This is a genomic window from Kitasatospora sp. NPDC087861, assembly GCF_044742585.1.
In the GTDB taxonomy this organism is placed as follows: Bacteria; Actinomycetota; Actinomycetes; order Streptomycetales; family Streptomycetaceae; genus Kitasatospora.
Genome location: NZ_JBIUUS010000005.1, coordinates 55,627 through 72,558 on the forward strand (window position 1 = coordinate 55,627; position 16,932 = coordinate 72,558).

General features: G+C 72.3%; 13 protein-coding genes. 9 read left to right on the forward strand and 4 right to left on the reverse strand.

Going from position 1 to position 16,932, the window contains the following annotated elements; translation table 11 throughout:
• Positions 1–36: 36 nt before the first annotated feature.
• Together ACIOJE_RS09715 and ACIOJE_RS09720 are read left to right on the forward strand one after the other, a co-directional pair.
• Positions 37–2,610, forward strand: coding sequence for an ABC transporter permease (locus ACIOJE_RS09715; protein WP_400774734.1), 2,574 nt, complete (start codon positions 37–39; stop codon positions 2,608–2,610).
• Positions 2,611–3,272: 662 nt separating this feature from the next.
• Positions 3,273–4,910: a M4 family metallopeptidase gene (locus ACIOJE_RS09720; RefSeq protein ID WP_280681167.1), complete on the forward strand. Its 1,638-nt coding sequence runs from the start codon at positions 3,273–3,275 to the stop codon at positions 4,908–4,910.
• Here the strand turns inward: ACIOJE_RS09720 and ACIOJE_RS09725 are convergent.
• Entirely contained in the window at positions 4,903–5,733 is an 831-nt protein-coding gene (locus tag ACIOJE_RS09725; protein ID WP_400774735.1) for an MFS transporter, read from the reverse strand. The two genes, ACIOJE_RS09720 and ACIOJE_RS09725, sit on opposite strands and share 8 nt — an antisense overlap.
• 78 nt (positions 5,734–5,811) lie before the next feature.
• Positions 5,812–6,600 (reverse strand): MerR family transcriptional regulator, encoded by a 789-nt coding sequence (locus ACIOJE_RS09730; RefSeq protein WP_280681169.1) that lies wholly within the window; start codon positions 6,598–6,600, stop codon positions 5,812–5,814.
• 188 nt (positions 6,601–6,788) lie between these two features.
• On the opposite strand from ACIOJE_RS09730, the gene ACIOJE_RS09735 reads away from it, so the two are divergent.
• Genes ACIOJE_RS09735 through ACIOJE_RS09745 form a run of 3 tightly spaced genes read left to right on the forward strand, consistent with a single transcriptional unit; the run spans position 6,789 to position 10,233 of the window.
• Positions 6,789–8,354, forward strand: coding sequence for a flavin-containing monooxygenase (locus tag ACIOJE_RS09735; protein ID WP_400774740.1), 1,566 nt, complete (start codon positions 6,789–6,791; stop codon positions 8,352–8,354).
• Entirely contained in the window at positions 8,351–9,331 is a 981-nt protein-coding gene (locus tag ACIOJE_RS09740; RefSeq protein ID WP_400774742.1) for an alpha/beta fold hydrolase, read from the forward strand. Before ACIOJE_RS09735 ends, ACIOJE_RS09740 begins: the two co-directional genes overlap by 4 nt.
• Positions 9,328–10,233 carry an SDR family oxidoreductase gene (locus tag ACIOJE_RS09745; protein ID WP_280681174.1) on the forward strand — a complete coding sequence of 302 codons (906 nt, stop codon included), beginning with the start codon at positions 9,328–9,330 and terminating at the stop codon, positions 10,231–10,233. The genes ACIOJE_RS09740 and ACIOJE_RS09745 overlap by 4 nt, the downstream gene beginning before the upstream one ends.
• Positions 10,234–10,378: 145 nt before the next feature.
• Here the strand turns inward: ACIOJE_RS09745 and ACIOJE_RS09750 are convergent, their stop codons facing one another.
• Positions 10,379–11,755, reverse strand: coding sequence for a PLP-dependent aminotransferase family protein (locus tag ACIOJE_RS09750; RefSeq protein ID WP_400774745.1), 1,377 nt, complete (start codon positions 11,753–11,755; stop codon positions 10,379–10,381).
• Between the two features lie 220 nt (positions 11,756–11,975).
• On the opposite strand from ACIOJE_RS09750, the gene ACIOJE_RS09755 reads away from it, so the two are divergent.
• From ACIOJE_RS09755 to ACIOJE_RS09765, 3 genes are all read left to right on the forward strand, one after another.
• Positions 11,976–12,572 (forward strand): LysE family translocator, encoded by a 597-nt coding sequence (locus ACIOJE_RS09755; protein ID WP_400775119.1) that lies wholly within the window; start codon positions 11,976–11,978, stop codon positions 12,570–12,572.
• Positions 12,573–12,790: 218 nt separating this feature from the next.
• Positions 12,791–13,564: an SDR family oxidoreductase gene (locus tag ACIOJE_RS09760; protein ID WP_280681179.1), complete on the forward strand. Its 774-nt coding sequence runs from the start codon at positions 12,791–12,793 to the stop codon at positions 13,562–13,564.
• A 282-nt stretch (positions 13,565–13,846) separates the two neighbouring features.
• A complete protein-coding gene (locus ACIOJE_RS09765) occupies positions 13,847–15,688 on the forward strand; it encodes an ABC transporter ATP-binding protein (RefSeq protein WP_280681181.1) in 1,842 nt (613 codons plus the stop codon).
• A 52-nt stretch (positions 15,689–15,740) separates the two neighbouring features.
• Here the strand turns inward: ACIOJE_RS09765 and ACIOJE_RS09770 are convergent, their stop codons facing one another.
• The gene (locus tag ACIOJE_RS09770) at positions 15,741–16,409 is read right to left on the reverse strand and encodes a lysophospholipid acyltransferase family protein (protein WP_280681183.1); all 669 of its coding nucleotides are present in this window, start codon (positions 16,407–16,409) and stop codon (positions 15,741–15,743) included.
• Between the two features lie 175 nt (positions 16,410–16,584).
• Here ACIOJE_RS09770 and ACIOJE_RS09775 point away from each other — a divergent pair, with 175 nt between their 5' ends.
• Positions 16,585–16,797: an EF-hand domain-containing protein gene (locus tag ACIOJE_RS09775; RefSeq protein ID WP_280681185.1), complete on the forward strand. Its 213-nt coding sequence runs from the start codon at positions 16,585–16,587 to the stop codon at positions 16,795–16,797.
• Positions 16,798–16,932: the final 135 nt, after the last annotated feature.

Sequence of the window (16,932 nt, forward strand, 5' to 3'; positions counted from 1 at the left end):
ACTTCCGCCACGCACCCCAGAACCGGGACCACCACCATGCTGCGTACAGCCCTGCGCAACGTCTTCGCGCACAAAGCCCGATTGGCCATGACCGCCCTCGCGATCATGCTCGGCGTCGCCTTCGTCTCCGGCACGCTCGTCTTCGGCGACACCGTCACCGAGGCCCTTCGCGGCGCCTCCGCCAAGAGCCTCAAGGACGTCGCCGTGTCCGTACAGGCCGAGTCCCAGCGGAACTCCGACAGCGAGGCGGACGACGGTGTGTCCACGGCGCTCACCGGTGATCTCGCCGGGAAGGTCCGCGCCGTGCCCGGCGTCACGTCCGTGCGCCCCATCGTCAACGGCACCGCCACCCTGGCCGCCAAGGACGGCCGACCGCTGAACGCCGACAGCAACTGGCAGAACCTGGCCACCAACTACTCACCGGACACGCCGAACAGCGACCGGGACAGCCGCTTCCCCGTCAGCGCCGGACACGGCCCCACCACCGGTGAGGAGATCGCTCTGGACCGCCGTACCGCCGAGAAGGCCGGCTACGCCGTCGGTGACTCCGTCCGCTTCGCCACCGACGGCCCCACCCTCACCAAGAAGCTGGTCGGCACCGTCGACACCGACGACCCGCGGGTGAGGGCGGGCGGCAGCCTCGCGCTCTTCGACACCAGGACCGCACAGCAGCTCTTCCTGCAGCCGGGCCGGTTCGACGAACTGGCCGTCGGCTCCGCACCCGGCACCGACAACCAGGAGCTCGCCGACACGATCCGCGAGCTGCTGCCCGCCAAGGGCATCACGGTCACCAGCGGAGCCCAGCTCGCGCGCGAGCAGGCGGAGCGGATCGCCGAGGACACCAAGGAGCTCACCCGGATGCTCCTCGGCTTCGCCGCGATCTCGCTGTTCGTCGGCGCCTTCATCATCGCCAACACCTTCACCATGCTGATCGCCCAGCGAAGCCGTGAGACCGCGCTGCTGCGCGCCATCGGGGCCCTGCGGCGCCAGGTCGTCCGCGCGATCCTCATCGAGGCCGCGCTCCTCGGACTCGCTGCCACCGCGGCCGGATTCGCCATCGGCATCGGTATCGCGACCGCCCTCAGGCCGCTCCTCGACGCGAGCGGCCTGAGCCTGCCGGACGGCCCCCTGGTCATCTCCGCGGACACACTCATCCGGGCCCTGGTGGTCGGCGTCGGCATCACCGTGCTCGCCGCCTGGCTGCCGTCCCGCAAGGCCGCGAAGGTCGCGCCGGTGGAGGCGCTGAGCACCGTCGACCAGGCGCCGCCCAAGCGTGGCATGGCGCTCCGCAACAGCCTCGGCGGGCTGCTCACCGGCGCCGGTGTCCTTTCCCTGCTGTACGTCTCCACGCAGAAGAACGGATCCGACAGCAACCTCTATGCCGCCGGACTCGGCTCGGTGCTCACGTTGACCGGCATGATCGTGATCGCACCGCTGCTGTCCCGGCCGCTGATCCGGCTCGCGGGGGCAGCCACCACCCGGCTCTTCGGCGTCAGTGGCAAGCTCGCCAGGGAGAACGCGCTGCGCAACCCGCGCCGCACCGCCGCCACCGCCTCCGCCCTGATGATCGGGCTCACCCTGATCACGGGCCTGAGCGTGACCGGCAACTCCATGAACGCCGCCCTCAAGGACGCGGCGGTGCGGGGCCTGACCGCGGACTACAAGGTGTCCAACGCCGCCTTCGGCGGCATCGACCCCGCACTCGCCGCGAAGGTCGCCGAAGTCCCGGGCGTCGCGCAGGCCGCGCCCGTCGCCTCCTCGACCCTGCGCGCGGGGGGCAGGTTCGCCTCGTTCACCGGCGCGGACCCGCAGCGGCTCGGCCAGGTCTCCGACCTGGAGTTCAGCAGCGGCTCGCTCGCGGACGTCGGCCCCGGCAGGATCGCGCTCTCCGACAAGCTGGCCAAGACCACCGGCCTGTCGAAGGGCGACACCTTCCAAGGCACGCCGGGCTTCGGCCACGACACGAAGGAGCTGACCGTCGTCGGCGTCTACCGGCAGACCCGCGTCGTCGGCGACGCCCTGGGCACCCTGACCGACGTCCTGCCGTACGCGAACGGAGGGAAGCTCGACAGCATTCTGGTCAAGGCCGAGTCCGGCCGGACCACGAGCGGCCTCGACCAGGACATCCGCCAGGCCCTCGGCAACAGCCCGCTCCTCCAGGTGCAGAACCAGGACCAGTTGACGAAGGCGCAGTCCGGCCTGATCGACACGATGCTCACCATGATGTACGGGCTGCTCGGCATGACCGTCGCCATCGGAGTGCTCGGCGTCATCAACACCCTGGCCATGTCGGTCTTCGAACGGACCCGGGAGATCGGGCTGCTGCGCGCGATCGGCCTCGACAACAAGGGCGTCAAGCAGATGGTGCGCCTGGAATCGGTGGTGATCTCGCTGTTCGGTGCGGTCCTGGGCATGGGCACGGGGATCTTCCTGGCCTGGGCGTGCGGCAGCCTGTCCCGAACCTCGTTGCCGCAGTACGAGATCGTGCTGCCCTGGGCGCGGCTCGGCCTGTTCCTGCTGATCGGCCTGGCGATCGGGGTGCTGGCGGCGGTCTGGCCGGCCCGGCGGGCGGCCCGCCTGAACATGCTGCGGGCGATCAACGCGCAGTAGCGCGGGGGCGGACTCGCACCGGCGTGCGACGAGACCGTGAGCGTCGGTGCCGTGTGGTGCCCGGCCGCCAGGCCCCCGTTCGCTTCGCGGCTGGGGGCCTGGCGGCTTCGCGTCTGCTCCCGGCCGCCGTGCCCAACGCGCCGACTGCGGTGAGGAGTCGGGCGAACACGCCGTCCGGCGCCGCTAGCAGACGCCTCGGCAGTGGACAAGGGCGGCAGGTGGCGGGACCTCGCCAAGCGGATGTCAAGAATCCGTATGGGAAATTCTACAGGGATGTAAAAGTCGATTTGGCCACACTCGGCGCCGCGCCCGGAATCGGCGCTCGATGGCCGATCGGGCGTTGGTGCAGGCGGTCGGCCGTGGTTCGGGTGGCAACCCTCTGCAAGACGGGGTGAATTGCACGGTTTTGTCGCCCTCTGGAGAGTCCCTTCGGGCTGGCGGGACCTGGCCAATAGCTGATGGAGACCTGTCAATTCACCTGATGGATTGTCATGCTTTTGGCTAGCCCCGACGGCAGCCCCACCCCCACCCCTTGGTGGCCCGCCGCTCGAACGCCCGGGGTTTCAGCACGTCAGCGCCCATTCCGCCCCACAGGTGCCGACCCCGGCCCCCGGAACGCGGCGCGACCGCGTCCACACGCGGTTTCCCGGAAGGACTCGTACGTGAAGCGAAAGCTCGCGGCCGTCGCCGTACTCTCGGCCACCGCCCTGCTGACCGGTGTGATCCAGGTGAGCACCGCCGCCCAGGCCAGTCCCGTCGCCGGCCTCCAGGCCCAGGCCGACCACCAGCACGCTGCCGTGCTCGCGCTGGCCGGCGGCCAGTCCGGCCCGCTCGCCAAGGCCCTCGCCCTCGGTGGCCAGGAGAAGCTCGTCGCCAAGGACGCCGTGGTGGACAAGGACGGCACCCGGCACCTGCGCTTCGAGCGCACCTACGCCGGCCTGCCGGTGCTCGGCGGCGACCTGGTGGTCCACCAGAAGGCCGACGGCTCGGTCAAGTCGGTCGACAAGGCGGTCTCCGCCAGGATCGCACTGCCGAGCCTGACCCCGCAGATCCCGGCCGACCAGGCCGCCACGCAGGCCACCGGCGCGGTCCAGGCCACCGTCGGGGTCACCGTCGACGCCGACGAGTCCCCGCTGGCCGATGTCCACCAGAGCGGCAAGGCCGAACTGGTGGTCTGGGCGAGCGACGGCAACCCGCGCCTGGCGTACCGGACCACCGTCGAGGGCGTGCGCGCCGACGGCACCCCGAGCAACCAGGTGCTCGTCACCGACGCCGCCACCGGCAAGGTGCTGTCCACCCACGAGAAGATCCAGACCGCCGCCGGCACCGGCAAGGGCGTGTTCGTCGGCCAGGTGCCGCTCACCACCGCGCAGAACGGCTCCAGCTACTCGCTGAAGGACGACAGCCGCGGCGGCCAGTCCACCAGCGACATGAACAACGGGACCTCGGGCAACGGCTCGCTGTTCGCCAACACCTCCAACAGCTTCGGCGACGGCACCGCCGGCAACCGCGAATCCGCCGCCGTGGACGCCCAGTTCGGCGCCGCCACCACCTGGGACTTCTACAAGAACACCTTCGGGCGCAACGGCATCCGCAACGACGGCGTCGGCGCCGCCAGCCGTGTCCACTACGGCTCCAACTACGTCAACGCCTTCTGGGACGACAGCTGCTTCTGCATGTCCTACGGCGACGGCAACGGCGACGCCGCCCCGCTCACCGAGATCGACGTGGCCGGCCACGAGATGAGCCACGGCGTCACCGCGGCCACGGCGAACCTCAACTACTCGGGTGAGTCCGGCGGCCTCAACGAGGCCACCTCCGACATCATGGGCACGATGGTCGAGTGGTACGCCAACCTGCCCTCCAACCCGCCGAACTACTGGATCGGCGAGCTGATCAACCTGCGCGGTGACGGCAGCCCGCTGCGCTACATGGACCAGCCGAGCAAGGACGGCCAGTCCGCCGACTCCTGGTCCGCCGACGTGGGCAACCTGGACGTGCACTACTCGTCGGGCGTGGCGAACCACTTCTTCTACCTGCTGTCCGAGGGCAGCGGCGCGAAGACCATCAACGGGTTCAACTACAACAGCCCGACGTCCGACGGTTCGACGCTCGCCGGCATCGGCCGGGACAAGGCCGCGCAGATCTGGTACCGCGCGCTGACCGTCTACTTCACCTCCACCACCGACTACGCGGGCGCCCGGGCGGGCACCCTCAGCGCGGCGGCGGACCTGTACGGCAACGGCAGCGCCGAGTACAACGCGGTCGCGGCCACCTGGACGGCGGTCAACGTCAACTGACACCCGCCTGAGTGGGGCCCTGCAGATCCGTGGGTGCCGGCCGGCAGGGCCGCGCGGCGGGGGCGACGGTGTGCGGACCACCGTCGCCCCCGCCGTCATGTGCGTGGCCGCCCGGGGCGATGGGTGCGGTCTGGACGGTCTGGATGGCTTGGGCGGTGGGGGTGCGGCGGCGGTAGCGCTGCTCGGTCGCGGTGCAGGCGGCGAGCAGCAGGGCGGACGCCGCCGCGCCGGCGGTGATCGCGAACGGCGCGGCGGGCCCGAAGCGCGTGGTGGCCCAGCCGCCGAGGAAGGTGCCCGCCGACTGAGCCAGGACCAACGCGCTGACCAGCGCCGCCATCGCCTCGCCCAGCCGGACGGTCGGCACCGTCCGTTCGACCAGGCCGAACATCGTGATCATCTGCGGTGCGACCGCCACCCCGAGGAGGCCCACGGCGGCGGTCAGCGTCCACAGGCCCCCGCCGGAGACGAGCAGGACGCAGGCGGCGGCGAACAGCAGGACGGTGCCCGCCCGCAGCCGGGACGCCAGCTCCCACCGGGCGGGAAGACCCGCGGCGGCGATCCCGGCCAGGGAACTGGTGAAGCCGATGAAGCCGTAGAGCAGCCCGGCGGCGCCCGGTCGGCCCAGCGCCTCGGTGGTCGCGGTCACGCCGACCTGCACCGAGCCGAAGCACGTGCCCAGCAGCGCCATCCCGGCCAGCAGCAGGACGTAGGGCGTGCTCAGCAGGCGTTCGGCGGAGCGGGCCGGGGGTTTCGGGACGCCGGGGGAGGCCGTCGGATGCAGCGCGAACAGGGTCGCGCAGACGCCGGACAGCGCGGCGGCCACGAGCAGCCCGACGGCGGGGGAGCGACTCCTCCAACGGGCGGGCAGGGCGCGGGAATCCCTGCCCGCCCGCTGGGGCGGCTACGCCTCGGTACCGTTCTCCCGTCGCTGGCGCAGCAGTTCGTCGTACTCGGCGTGCACCCGCCGGTCCATCGCGAGGGCGAACTGGGCGTCGACGACCGTGCGGGCCAGCGGCCTCACCCGCAGGATGCGTTCGGTGAGCCGGCCCGCCTCGCCGGGCGGCAGCGGGGTGTCGGCGGCGAGGGCGCCGAGCAGGTGCTCGCTGACCACGTCGATGAAGATCTCGGCGATGGCGTCCACGTGCTCCTGGGTGCGCCGGCTGGCGTCCAGCACCACCGACAGCGGCACGCCCTCGGCGACGAGTGCGGTGGTGGCGTCCATCAGGCGGCGGCTGACGTGGGTGATCCCGTCGTCCTCGATCGTGATGTAGCCCTGGGTGATCGACTCGGCGGTGTTCTCCTCGGTGAGTTGGTCGCCGAAGACGGCCTTGAGTTCGTCCCAGTCCAGGCGCACCGGGGTCTCGTCCGACCAGGGGGCGACGATGGCCGCCTCCAGTCCGATCAGCTCGGCGACGTCCCGTCCGCTCTCGCCGGCGCCGATCAGTTCGGCGATGCCGCCCAGGGTGTGGCCGCGTTCCAGCAGCTCGCCGATCATCCGCAGTCGGGCCAGGTGCTCCTCGCCGTACCAGGCGATCCGGCCCTCCTTGCGGGGTGGCTGGAGCAGTTTGCGCTCGCGGTAGAAGCGCAGTGTCCGGGTGGTGATGCCGGCCGCCTCGGCCAGTTCCTCCACCCGGTACTCGCGTTTTCTGTCGCCCGCAGCAGCTCTGACCTTGTCCACGGCGATCAGCATAGGTCCGTCACCTCCGAAGGCTCCCGGAATCCGGGTGGTCGTGCTTCTTCCATCCGGTGTCAGCAAGGACTACCCTGCCCATCATGCCAGTGATTACTGGCGCGATTGGCGGGCTCCCGGGACCGCCCCGGGGGCAGCACCAGAACGGCAGCGCGAAGATCACCGCCCCACCCTCACGAGGAGGCCGCATGGCATCCAGCAGCAAGCGCCCCCGCTCCGGCACGTCCGGCGCCCCGACGGCGGACGAGGCCGTCCCGCACGCCCGGGTGGCGGTGATCGGCTCCGGCTTCGGCGGCCTCGGCGCCGCGGTCCGGCTGCGCCGCGCCGGGATCACCGACTTCGTCGTCCTGGAGCGCGCGGACTCGGTCGGCGGCACCTGGCGCGACAACAGCTACCCCGGCTGTGCCTGCGACGTGCCCTCCCACCTCTACTCCTTCTCCTTCGCGCCGAACCCGGAGTGGCCGCGCAGCTTCTCCGGCCAGCCGGACATCCGCGCATACCTGGAGAAGGTCGCCGCCGTCTTCGGCCTGCGCCCGCACCTGCGGTTCAACACCGAAGTGCTGGAGGCCCGTTGGGAGGTCGAGCAGACCCGTTGGCGGATCACCACCTCGGCCGGTCAGTGGACCGCCGACGCCGTGGTCTCCGCCGCCGGGCCGCTCGCAGACCCGCAGATCCCCGACCTGCCGGGGCTCGACGCCTTCCCCGGCAAGGTGTTCCACTCCTCCCGCTGGGACCACGACTACGACCTGACCGGCAAGCGAGTCGCGATCGTCGGGACCGGCGCCTCCGCCGCCCAGATCATCCCGTCGATTCAGCCGCAGGTAGGCAAGTTGACGGTATTTCAACGAACCCCGGCGTGGGTCCTGCCGCGCCGTGACCGCGAGATCAGCCAGCTGGAGAAGTGGCTGCACAGCCGTCTGCCGGTGACCGGCGCCATCCGCCGCGGCACCCTGTTCGCGCTCCGCGAGCTCCAGGTGGACGCCTTCGTGCGCCGCCCCGGGCTGCTGCGCGTGGTCCAGCAAATCGCCGAACGCCACATCGCCCAGGGCGTGTCCGATCCGGCCCTGCGCGCCAAGCTCACCCCGGACTACCGGATCGGCTGCAAGCGGATCCTGCTCAGCAACACCTACTACCCGGCGCTCGCCGCGGCCAACACCGAGGTCGTCGCCTCCGGCCTGCGCGAACTGCGCGGCTCCACCCTGGTCGCCGCCGACGGCAGCGAGCACGAGGTGGACGCCATCGTCTTCGGCACCGGTTTCCACGTCACCGACATGCCCATCGGGGCCCGGGTGTTCGGCGCCGACGGCACCAGCCTGGCCGAGGAGTGGAAGGACGGGATGGAGGCACTGCGCGGCTCGACCGTGCACGGCTTCCCGAACCTGTTCTTCGTGATCGGCCCCAACACCGGCCTCGGCAACAGCTCGATGATCCTCATGATCGAGTCCCAACTCAACTACCTGATCGACGCGCTGACCACGCTCGGATCGATCGGCGCCACCGCGATGCAGCCCACCGTCCGGGCCCAGCGGCAGTGGAACCTCGAACTGCAGCACCGGATGGACCGTACCGTCTGGACCACCGGCGGCTGCCGCAGCTGGTACCTGGACCCGAACGGCAAGAACACCGTGCTCTGGCCCGGCTCCACCACGGCGTTCCGCCGCGCCACCCGCAAGGTCGACCTCGGCGAGTACGAGCTGATCATGCGTGCCGGACAGGGCGCCGCCGCCCGTACCGCCCAGGAGGTGTCCGCGTGAGGGCCGTCCCGCTGCCCGCCGAGTACGTCGCACCGGCGCCCGTCGAGGAGTTGAGCGTCCGATCGGCGGACGGGATCCGGCTGCACGTCGAGGTCCACGGCCAGCCCGGGGCGCCGACGGTCGTGCTCGCCCACGGCTGGACCTGCTCAACCGCCTTCTGGGCGCCGGTGATACGCCAACTCGCCGACCGTTACCGGGTGGTGGCCTACGACCAGCGCGGCCACGGGCACAGCGAGATCCCGCCGAGCCGCGCCCGCTACTCCACCCGGGCGCTGGCCGAGGACCTCTCCGCCGTCCTCGCCCGGACCGTCCCGGTGGGGGAGCGGGCCGTACTCGCCGGGCACAGCATGGGCGGGATGACCATCATGGCCGCCGGCGGCCGCCCCGAGATCGCCGACCGCACCGCCGCCGCCGTCCTGGTCTCCACCGGGCCGGGCGAGCTGGTGGCCGAACTCGCCGTACTGCCCCAGGCGGTGCGCTCCCCGCGGCTGCGCCGCTTCCTGCACCGGCAACTGTTGCGCTCCCGGCTGCCGCTCGGTCCGGTCTCGACGGCCAGCCGCGTCGCGCTCAAGTACGCCACGATGGGCCCTGGTTCGCCGGCTGGGCAGGTCGAGGCGACGGCCCGCATCGTGCACGCCTGTCCGACCGCCGTCCGCGCCAACTGGGCGGGCGTCCTCGACCGCCTGGACGTCCACGCCGGACTCGCCCGGCTCGCCGCGCCGACCTCCGTCGTGGTCGGCGCCGTGGACCGGCTGACGCCGCCGGTGCACGCACACCGCATCGTCGCCGAACTCGCGGATGCGCAAGGCCTGTTGCTTCTTCCCGGGGTCGGCCACATGGCGCCGCTGGAGCGGCCGGTGGAGGTCGCCGCCGAGATCCACCGGATGGCCGCCGCGTACCTGTCCGCCGCTTCCGTCCCCATGTCCGTCCCCGCTCCTGCCGCTGCCTCCGCCTCCGAGAGGAACGCCGTCGCATGAACGCCATTCCGCCGTTGTCCGCACAGGTCGTCGTCGTCACCGGGGCCGCCCGCGGGGTCGGCGCGTCGCTCGCCCGAACGCTCGCCCGGCGCGGGGCCAAGGTCGCTCTCCTCGGGCTGGAACCGGACGAACTCAAGGCCGTCGCGGCGCAGTGCGGTGCGGCCGCGACCAGTTGGGAGGTGGACGTCACCGACCTCGACGCGCTCAGTGACGCCGCCGGCCGGATCAAGGAGCACTACGGCCGGATCGACGCCGTGGTGGCCAACGCCGGCATCGCCATCGGCGGGCCGTTGACGGACAGCGACCACCGGGCGTTCAGCCGGGTCATCGAGGTCAACTTGCTCGGCAGCGTCGCCACGGCCAGGGCCTTCTTGCCCGCCCTCGCCGAAAGCCGCGGCTACCTGCTGCAGATCGCCTCGCTCGCCGCGCTGACGCCCGCGCCGCTGATGAGCGCGTACTGTGCCAGCAAGTCGGGGGTGGAGGCCTTCGCCCACTCGCTCCGGGCCGAAGTCGCCTATCAGGGTGTCAAGGTCGGTGTGGGGTACTTGAGTTGGACCGACACCGACATGGTGCGCGGCGCCGACGAGGACACCGTGCTCAAGCAGATGCGGACCCGGCTGCCGTGGCCGGCCAACAAGACCTACCCGCTGGAGCCGGCGGTGGAGCGGATCGTGGCCGGGATCGCCCGCCGGTCGGCCCATGTCTACGCCCAGGCCTGGTTGCGCGGCATGCAGCCGGTCCGCTGGCTGTTGCCGAGCCTGATCGCGGCGGTCGGCTCCCGCGATGTCGCCCGGATCGCCCCCCAGCTCGCCGCCACCGCCGCCTCCCGCCTGCGTGCCGTCGGCGCCGGCGGAGCCGCGGACACGGCCGTGCGGGGTGGTCGGAGCGACGCGGGCCGCTGACGGCCGGCGGCGGACGATCGACAGCCGACAGATTTCAGCGGACAGATAACAGATGACAGATTTCAACATCTGTTACTTGTTACCCGTCGGCCGTCGGCCGTCGGTGGTCCGCCCGCTCACCCGCCCGCTCACCCGCCCGCCCCCGTCACTCCACCCACTCCTCCGCCGCCCCCCGCGCGATCTGCGCGAGCGTCTCCAGCGCCCGGCCCAGGACGGGTAGCGGCGGCGAGGCCAGGGCGACCCGGACGGCGGACGGGGAGCGCCGGGGGTCGGCGGCGAACGCGGCCGCAGGCGTGACCGCGATGCCGGCGCGCGCCGCCGCCGCGACGAAGGTCTCCGCCCGCCAGGCCGCCGGAAGCTCCCACCACAGGTAGTACGAGCACGGGTCGGCCCGGACCCGCTGCCCCGCCAGCACCTCGCGCGCCAACTGCTGCCGGGCCGCCGCGTCGGCGCGCTTGGCCGTCGTGACCGCGGCGAGGGTGCCGTCCCCGATCCAGCGCACGGCCGCCTCCAGTGCGAACCCGCTGGGCGCCCAGCCACCCGAGCGCAGCGCGCCGGCCACCCGCTCGCGCAGCGCGGCCGGGACGGCCGCGAACCCGGTGGTCAGTCCGGGTGCGAGCCGTTTGGAGAGGCTGTCGACGAGGACGGTGCGCTCCGGTGCGAGGGCTGCGAGCGCGGTCGACTCGGGGCGCAGGAAGGACCAGACCGCATCCTCCACGGCCCACAGGTCGAGCCGGCGCAGTTCCTCGGCGAGGGCGGCCGTCCGCTCGTACGGCAGGCTCCCGCCGAGCGGGTTCTGCAGTCGCGGCTGGACGTAGACGGCGCGCAGCGGAGCGACCCGATGGGCGGCGGCCACGGCGTCGGGCAGCAGCCCGTGCTCGTCCACGGCCAGCGGCACCAGCGTGATGCCCAGCCGCTGGGCGACTGCCTTGACCACCGGATAGGTCAGCGCCTCCACCCCGAGCCGGTGGCCGGGCGGCACCAGCGCGGACAGCGCTGCGGCGATGGCCTGCCGACCGTTGCCCGCGAACAGCAGTTCCTCCCCGGCGACCTCCCGGGATCCGTCCGACACCAGCTCCGCGAACGCCTGCCGGGCCGCGCCCGTCCCGGCCGCGCCCACCGGCGCGAGCGCGGCGCCCAGCGCGTCCGCCCGTAGCAGTGGCGCCAGCGCGGTGGCCAGTAGCCCGGACAGCTGGGGGACGGCGGGGTAGTTGAGCTCCAGGTCCACCGGCGCACCGGCCGGTTCGGCGAGCGCCACCTGGTCGCCGCCCGCCCCGCCGCCCGCCCCGCCGCCCGCCCTGCCGGCGGCCCCGTGTCCGGCCCGGACGAAGGTGCCGCGTCCGACCTCCCCGGTGGTCAGCCCGCGTCGGGCCAGCTCCCGGTAGACGCGCCCCGCCGTGGAGTTGGCGATGCCCCGGCTGCGGGCGAACGCGCGCTGAGTGGGCAGTTGCTGGCCCGGTCGCAGCCGCCCGCCCGTGATGGCGGCGGCGATCTCGTCGGCGATCAGGCGGTAGTCGTCCATCGACGGGCGTCCCTCCATGCAAGTTGACAGGATTGCACCGAGTGCAAAGTCATCATTGCATTGAGATCGATACCGGCCCTAGCCTCCTGGCATGGAAGCACTGACCCTCGCCGTAGCCGCCGGCCCCGCCGTAGCCGCGGGCCTCGCCGGATCGGCCGGATCCGCCGTATCCGCCGTGGACGGGCACGCCGTGCTCGGGGTCGCCGCCGTGGCGCTCGGCATGGTGCTGTCGCCGGGGCCCAACATGATCTACCTGGTCTCCCGGTCGATCGCCCAGGGCCGCCGCGCCGGGCTGCTGTCGCTGACCGGGGTCGCGGCCGGCTTCCTGGTCTACCTGGCCGCGGTGACGGCGGGCGTGGCCGCCGTGTTCTCGGTGGTGCCCGCCCTCTACACCGCGATCAAGCTGGCCGGTGCCGGGTACCTGCTGTGGCTGGCCTGGAAGGCCGTCCGCCCGGGCGGTACGGCGGTGTTCGCCCCGCAGCAGCTGCCGCCGGACCCGCCGCGCAGGCTGTTCGCGATGGGCTTCCTGACCTGTCTGCTCAACCCCAAGATCGCCATCATGTACATCTCGCTGCTGCCCCAGTTCGTGGCACCCGAGCGCGGTCACGTCGCGGCGCAGAGCCTGGTGCTGGGCCTGACCCAGATCGTGGTGGCGGTCACCGTCAACGGGCTGATCGCGGTGAGTGCGGGCGGCATCGCCTCCTTCCTGAACCGCCGCCCGGGCTGGTTGCGGATCCAGCGCTACGCCATGGGAACGGTCCTCGGCGGCCTCGCCGTACACATCGCCGCCGACCGCGCCAAGGCCGTCGCCGCCTAGCAAGCCGTCGCGAGCGGCAGTGCGGTGAACATCTCGGTCGTCGCGCCGAGTTCGACGACGGTGTCGGGCGTGCGGGCGGCGGCCGGTCCCCGTCCGAGTGGGACGTGGCAGCGCACGGCCTCCGGGGGCCCCGCGCACGACCGTCAGGGTGCCGCCCGCTGAGCACGGATGTTGCACTCGGTGTGGGCGCGGCTGCAGCGAGTCGGTACCGTCGGGGCATGACCACAGCCTTGATCACCGGCGCGACCGCCGGCATCGGAGCCGCGTTCGCACGCCGGCTCGCCCGCAGCGGCTACCAGCTCGTCCTGGTGGCCCGGGACACCGGGCGCCTGGAGCGCGCCGCCGCCGACCTGGGCGGGAGGTTCGGCACCGAGGTGGAGGTGCTGACCGCCGACCTCGCCACCGACGAGGGCATCGCGGCCGTCGAGACCCGGCTCGCCGATTCCGACCGTCCGGTGGACCTGCTCGTCAACAACGCCGGTTTCGGTAACAAGGGCGCCTTCCTCACCGTCCCGCTGAAGGACGAGCTCGACATGCTGAAGGTCCACGTCGAGGCGATCCTGCGGCTGACCACGGCCGCTCTGCCGGGGATGCGCGAGCGCGGGCGCGGCGCGGTCGTGAACGTCGCCTCGGTGGCGGCGTTCCTACCGCGCGGCACGTACGGGGCGAGCAAGGCCTGGGTGGTGAGTTTCACCCAGGGCGTGCTGCGCGACCTCGGCGGCACCGGGGTGCGGATGATGGCGCTCTGCCCGGGCTTCACCCGGACGGAGTTCCACGAGCGGGCCGGCATGGGCACCGGCAACATCCCGGCGTGGTCCTGGCTGTCGGCCGAGCGGGTGGTGGAGGAGGCGATGCGCGACCTGGCCCGGGGCCGCTCGTTGTCCGTGCCGGGCAAGCGCTACAAGGCCGTGGTCGCCCTGGCCCGGCTGCTGCCGTCCGGCAGGCTCGGGGGTCTGTCCTCGAAGGCGGCGCGCAGCTACCGGACGAACTGACGCGAGGTCGGTCGGGCGGCCGCGGCGCGTAAAGCACCGTCCCGCACCGGACAGCACCGTCCCGCATCGTCCCGCACCGGACGGCACCGTCCCGCATCGTCCCGCACCGGACGGCACCGGACGGCGGGGGACGGTGACGCACGGCGAGGAGTCGCGGGCAGTGGCGGAGAACAGTGGGGGACGGCAGGGAATAGAGCAACCCTCACTATTAGCTAGTCTAACTATGAGCTATTCTCGCTATGCTGGCGGCCGCCCGACCGCCCGACCCACGGAGGTCCGCCCTTGAGGCCCACCGCCATCGACTGGACGCCGCCCGAGCGAGCCCAGGGCGAGCCCCGCCCACCGGCCCAGTGGCGGCGCATCCTGGCACTCTTCCGGCCCTACGCGGGCCGCCTCACCGTCGTCGGTCTTCTGGTCGCCGCCTCGGCCGTCGTGTCGGTGGTCTCGCCGTTCCTGCTCAAGGCCGTGCTGGACACCGCCATCCCGCAGGGCCGTACCGGGCTGCTCAGCCTGCTCGCGCTCGGCATGGTGCTCGCGGCCGTGGTGAACAGCATCTTCAACGTCCTGCAGACGCTGATCTCCACCACCGTCGGCCAGCGCGTCATGCACGACCTGCGCACCGCGGTCTACAGCCACCTGCAGCGGCAGTCGCTGGCCTTCTTCACCCGCACCCGCACCGGCGAGGTGCAGTCCCGGATCGCCAACGACATCGGCGGCATGCAGTCCACGGTGACGTCCACCGCGACCAGCCTGGTCTCCAACTTCACCGCCGTGATCGCCTCCGTGGTCGCCATGGTCGCGCTCGACTGGCGGCTCACCGTCGTCTCGCTGCTGCTGCTCCCGGTGTTCGTCTGGATCAGCCGCCGGGTCGGCAACGAGCGCAAGAAGATCACCACCGAGCGGCAGAAGCAGCTGGCCGCGATGAGCTCGGCCGTCCAGGAGTCGCTGTCCGTCAGCGGCATCCTGCTCGGCCGCACGATGGGCCGCTCCGACTCGCTGGCCCGGGAGTTCACCGGGCAGTCCGACCAGCTGGCCGACCTCGAAGTCCGGGCCAGTATGGCGGGGCGCTGGCGGATGAACACCATCCAGATCGTGATGGCCGCGATGCCCGCGGTGATCTACTGGGCGGCGGGCCTGTCCGCCGCGGGCGGCGCGCCGATCGTCTCGGTCGGCACCCTGGTCGCCTTCGTGACCCTCCAGCAGGGCCTGTTCCGCCCGACCGTCAGCCTGCTCTCCACCGGCGTGGACGTGCAGACCTCGCTCGCGCTCTTCCAGCGCATCTTCGAGTACCTCGACCTGCCGGTGGAGATCGCCGAGCCGCCGAAGCCGCTCACCCTGACCGGCATCCGCGGCGAGGTCCGCTTCGAGGACGTCGACTTCCGCTACGACCCCGCGCAGGAGCGGCCCACCCTCTCCGGCGTCGAACTCAAGGTCCCGGCCGGGAGTTCACTGGCCGTGGTCGGCGAGACGGGCTCCGGCAAGACCACGCTCAGCTACCTCGTCCCCAGGCTGTACGACGTCACCGGCGGCCGGGTCACCATCGACGGCGTGGACGTGCGCGACCTGTCCTTCGACACGCTGGCCCGCGCGGTCGGGGTGGTCTCCCAGGAGACCTACCTCTTCCACGCCTCGGTCGCCGAGAACCTGCGCTTCGCCAAGCCGGAGGCCACCGACGCCGAACTGGTCGAGGCCGCCCGGGCCGCGCAGGTCCACGAGACCATCGCCGCCCTGCCGGACGGCTACGACACCCTGGTCGGCGAGCGCGGCTACCGCTTCTCCGGCGGCGAGAAGCAGCGCCTCGCGCTCGCCCGTACGATCCTGCGCAACCCGCCGGTGCTCATCCTCGACGAGGCCACCAGCGCGCTGGACAACCGCACCGAACACGCCGTCCAGCGGGCCGTGGACACCCTGGCCGCCGGCCGCACCACCATCACCATCGCGCACCGGCTCTCCACCGTCCGGGCCGCCGACCAGATCGCCGTCCTCGACCACGGCGAGGTCGTCGAACTCGGGACCCACGAGGAACTGGTGGAACTGGACGGCCGCTACGCGGCGCTGCTGCGCCGGGAGGCGCCGGAGCCGGCCGCCGCCGCACCGGAGCCAGCCGTGCTCGGGCACGTGTGAGCGGCCGCCTCGCGGGCGGTCGTCGTGGTCGGGCAGGTGCGAGCGGCCGCGCCTACGCGGCCTTCGGCACCTCGTTGTAGCTCTCCACGACCTCCTGGCCGGAGAGCCGCTGGATCGCCGCCATCACCTCGTCGGTCACCTGCCGACGGGCCTTCAGCGAACGGGCCTGCCCGTGCAACTCGTCGAAGTGCAGCGGCTCGCCGAACCGGACGGTCACCGTCTTGATCCGCGGCACGCGCTTGCCCATCGGCAGGATCCGCTCGGGCCCCTCCAGCGCCACCGGCACCACCGGCACGCCCGCGGTGAGCGCCAGCCAGGCGACGCCGGTCTTGCCCCGGTAGAGCCGGCCGTCCAGCGAGCGGGTGCCCTCGGGGTAGATGCCGAAGGCCTTGCCGTCCTCCAGGATCTCCAGCGCGGACTCCAGCGAGGCCTGAGCGGAACGGTAGGTGCCGCGCTCGACCGGCACCGCGCCGATCGCCTCGAAGAAGCCCTTGGACAGCCGGCCCTTGAGTCCCGTCCCGGTGAAGTACTCGGCCTTGGCGAGGAAGTGGACCCGGCGCGGGGTGGTGAGCGGGATCACCACGCTGTCGATGAAGGACAGGTGGTTGCTGGCCAGGATGACCCCGCCCTTGCGCGGCACGTTCTCGGCACCCTCGATGACCGGCCGCCAGATACCGCGCGAGACGGGTTTCAGCACCAGCCTGGTGGCGAGATCGAGCATGGTTCCCTCCCTGGACGAACGATCGCCCGGGAGGAGCCCGGGCCGGCAATCAGATCCGCAGACTACGACACCCACCCCCGCGCCCGTCCACTCCCGCCGACCGTGGCGCGCACCACGGCCGGGTAGGGTACGGCCGTCCGAACCGAGCACAACCCCGCAGTACCAGGAGGGCACGATGGAGACCACTGAGGCGATCAAGGCCATGTTCGACCGCTTCGACAAGGACGGTGACGGCAAGATCACCCCGGCCGAGTACGCGCTGGTCGCCAACGAGATGGGCGACCACGACGTGACCATCTCGATGGCCGAGGCGCTGATCCACACCATGGACACCGACCACGACGGCGTGCTGACCTTCGCGGAGTTCCTGGCCGCCCGCCGGCGCTGAGTCCGCGTCGACGGGGCCGGTCGCCGTACCGGCGGCGCCGGCCCCGTTCGGAGGCCCGCGAGGGCCCCTGGTATCAACGTGTCAGGACCCCACGCGGCAGGACCCCACACGTCTCCGCGGCAGGACTCCCACGCC

What these genes read in the sequence shown, in the direction of transcription:
- ACIOJE_RS09715 (WP_400774734.1), top strand. Translation starts at nt 37, where the DNA reads ATGCTGCGTACAGCCCTGCGCAACGTCTTCGCGCACAAAGCCCGATTG.
- ACIOJE_RS09730 (WP_280681169.1), bottom strand. Translation starts at nt 6,600, where the DNA reads ATGCTGATCGCCGTGGACAAGGTCAGAGCTGCTGCGGGCGACAGAAAA.
- ACIOJE_RS09735 (WP_400774740.1), top strand. Translation starts at nt 6,789, where the DNA reads ATGGCATCCAGCAGCAAGCGCCCCCGCTCCGGCACGTCCGGCGCCCCG.
- ACIOJE_RS09745 (WP_280681174.1), top strand. Translation starts at nt 9,328, where the DNA reads ATGAACGCCATTCCGCCGTTGTCCGCACAGGTCGTCGTCGTCACCGGG.
- ACIOJE_RS09750 (WP_400774745.1), bottom strand. Translation starts at nt 11,755, where the DNA reads ATGGACGACTACCGCCTGATCGCCGACGAGATCGCCGCCGCCATCACG.
- ACIOJE_RS09755 (WP_400775119.1), top strand. Translation starts at nt 11,976, where the DNA reads ATGGTGCTGTCGCCGGGGCCCAACATGATCTACCTGGTCTCCCGGTCG.
- ACIOJE_RS09760 (WP_280681179.1), top strand. Translation starts at nt 12,791, where the DNA reads ATGACCACAGCCTTGATCACCGGCGCGACCGCCGGCATCGGAGCCGCG.
- ACIOJE_RS09770 (WP_280681183.1), bottom strand. Translation starts at nt 16,409, where the DNA reads ATGCTCGATCTCGCCACCAGGCTGGTGCTGAAACCCGTCTCGCGCGGT.
- ACIOJE_RS09775 (WP_280681185.1), top strand. Translation starts at nt 16,585, where the DNA reads ATGGAGACCACTGAGGCGATCAAGGCCATGTTCGACCGCTTCGACAAG.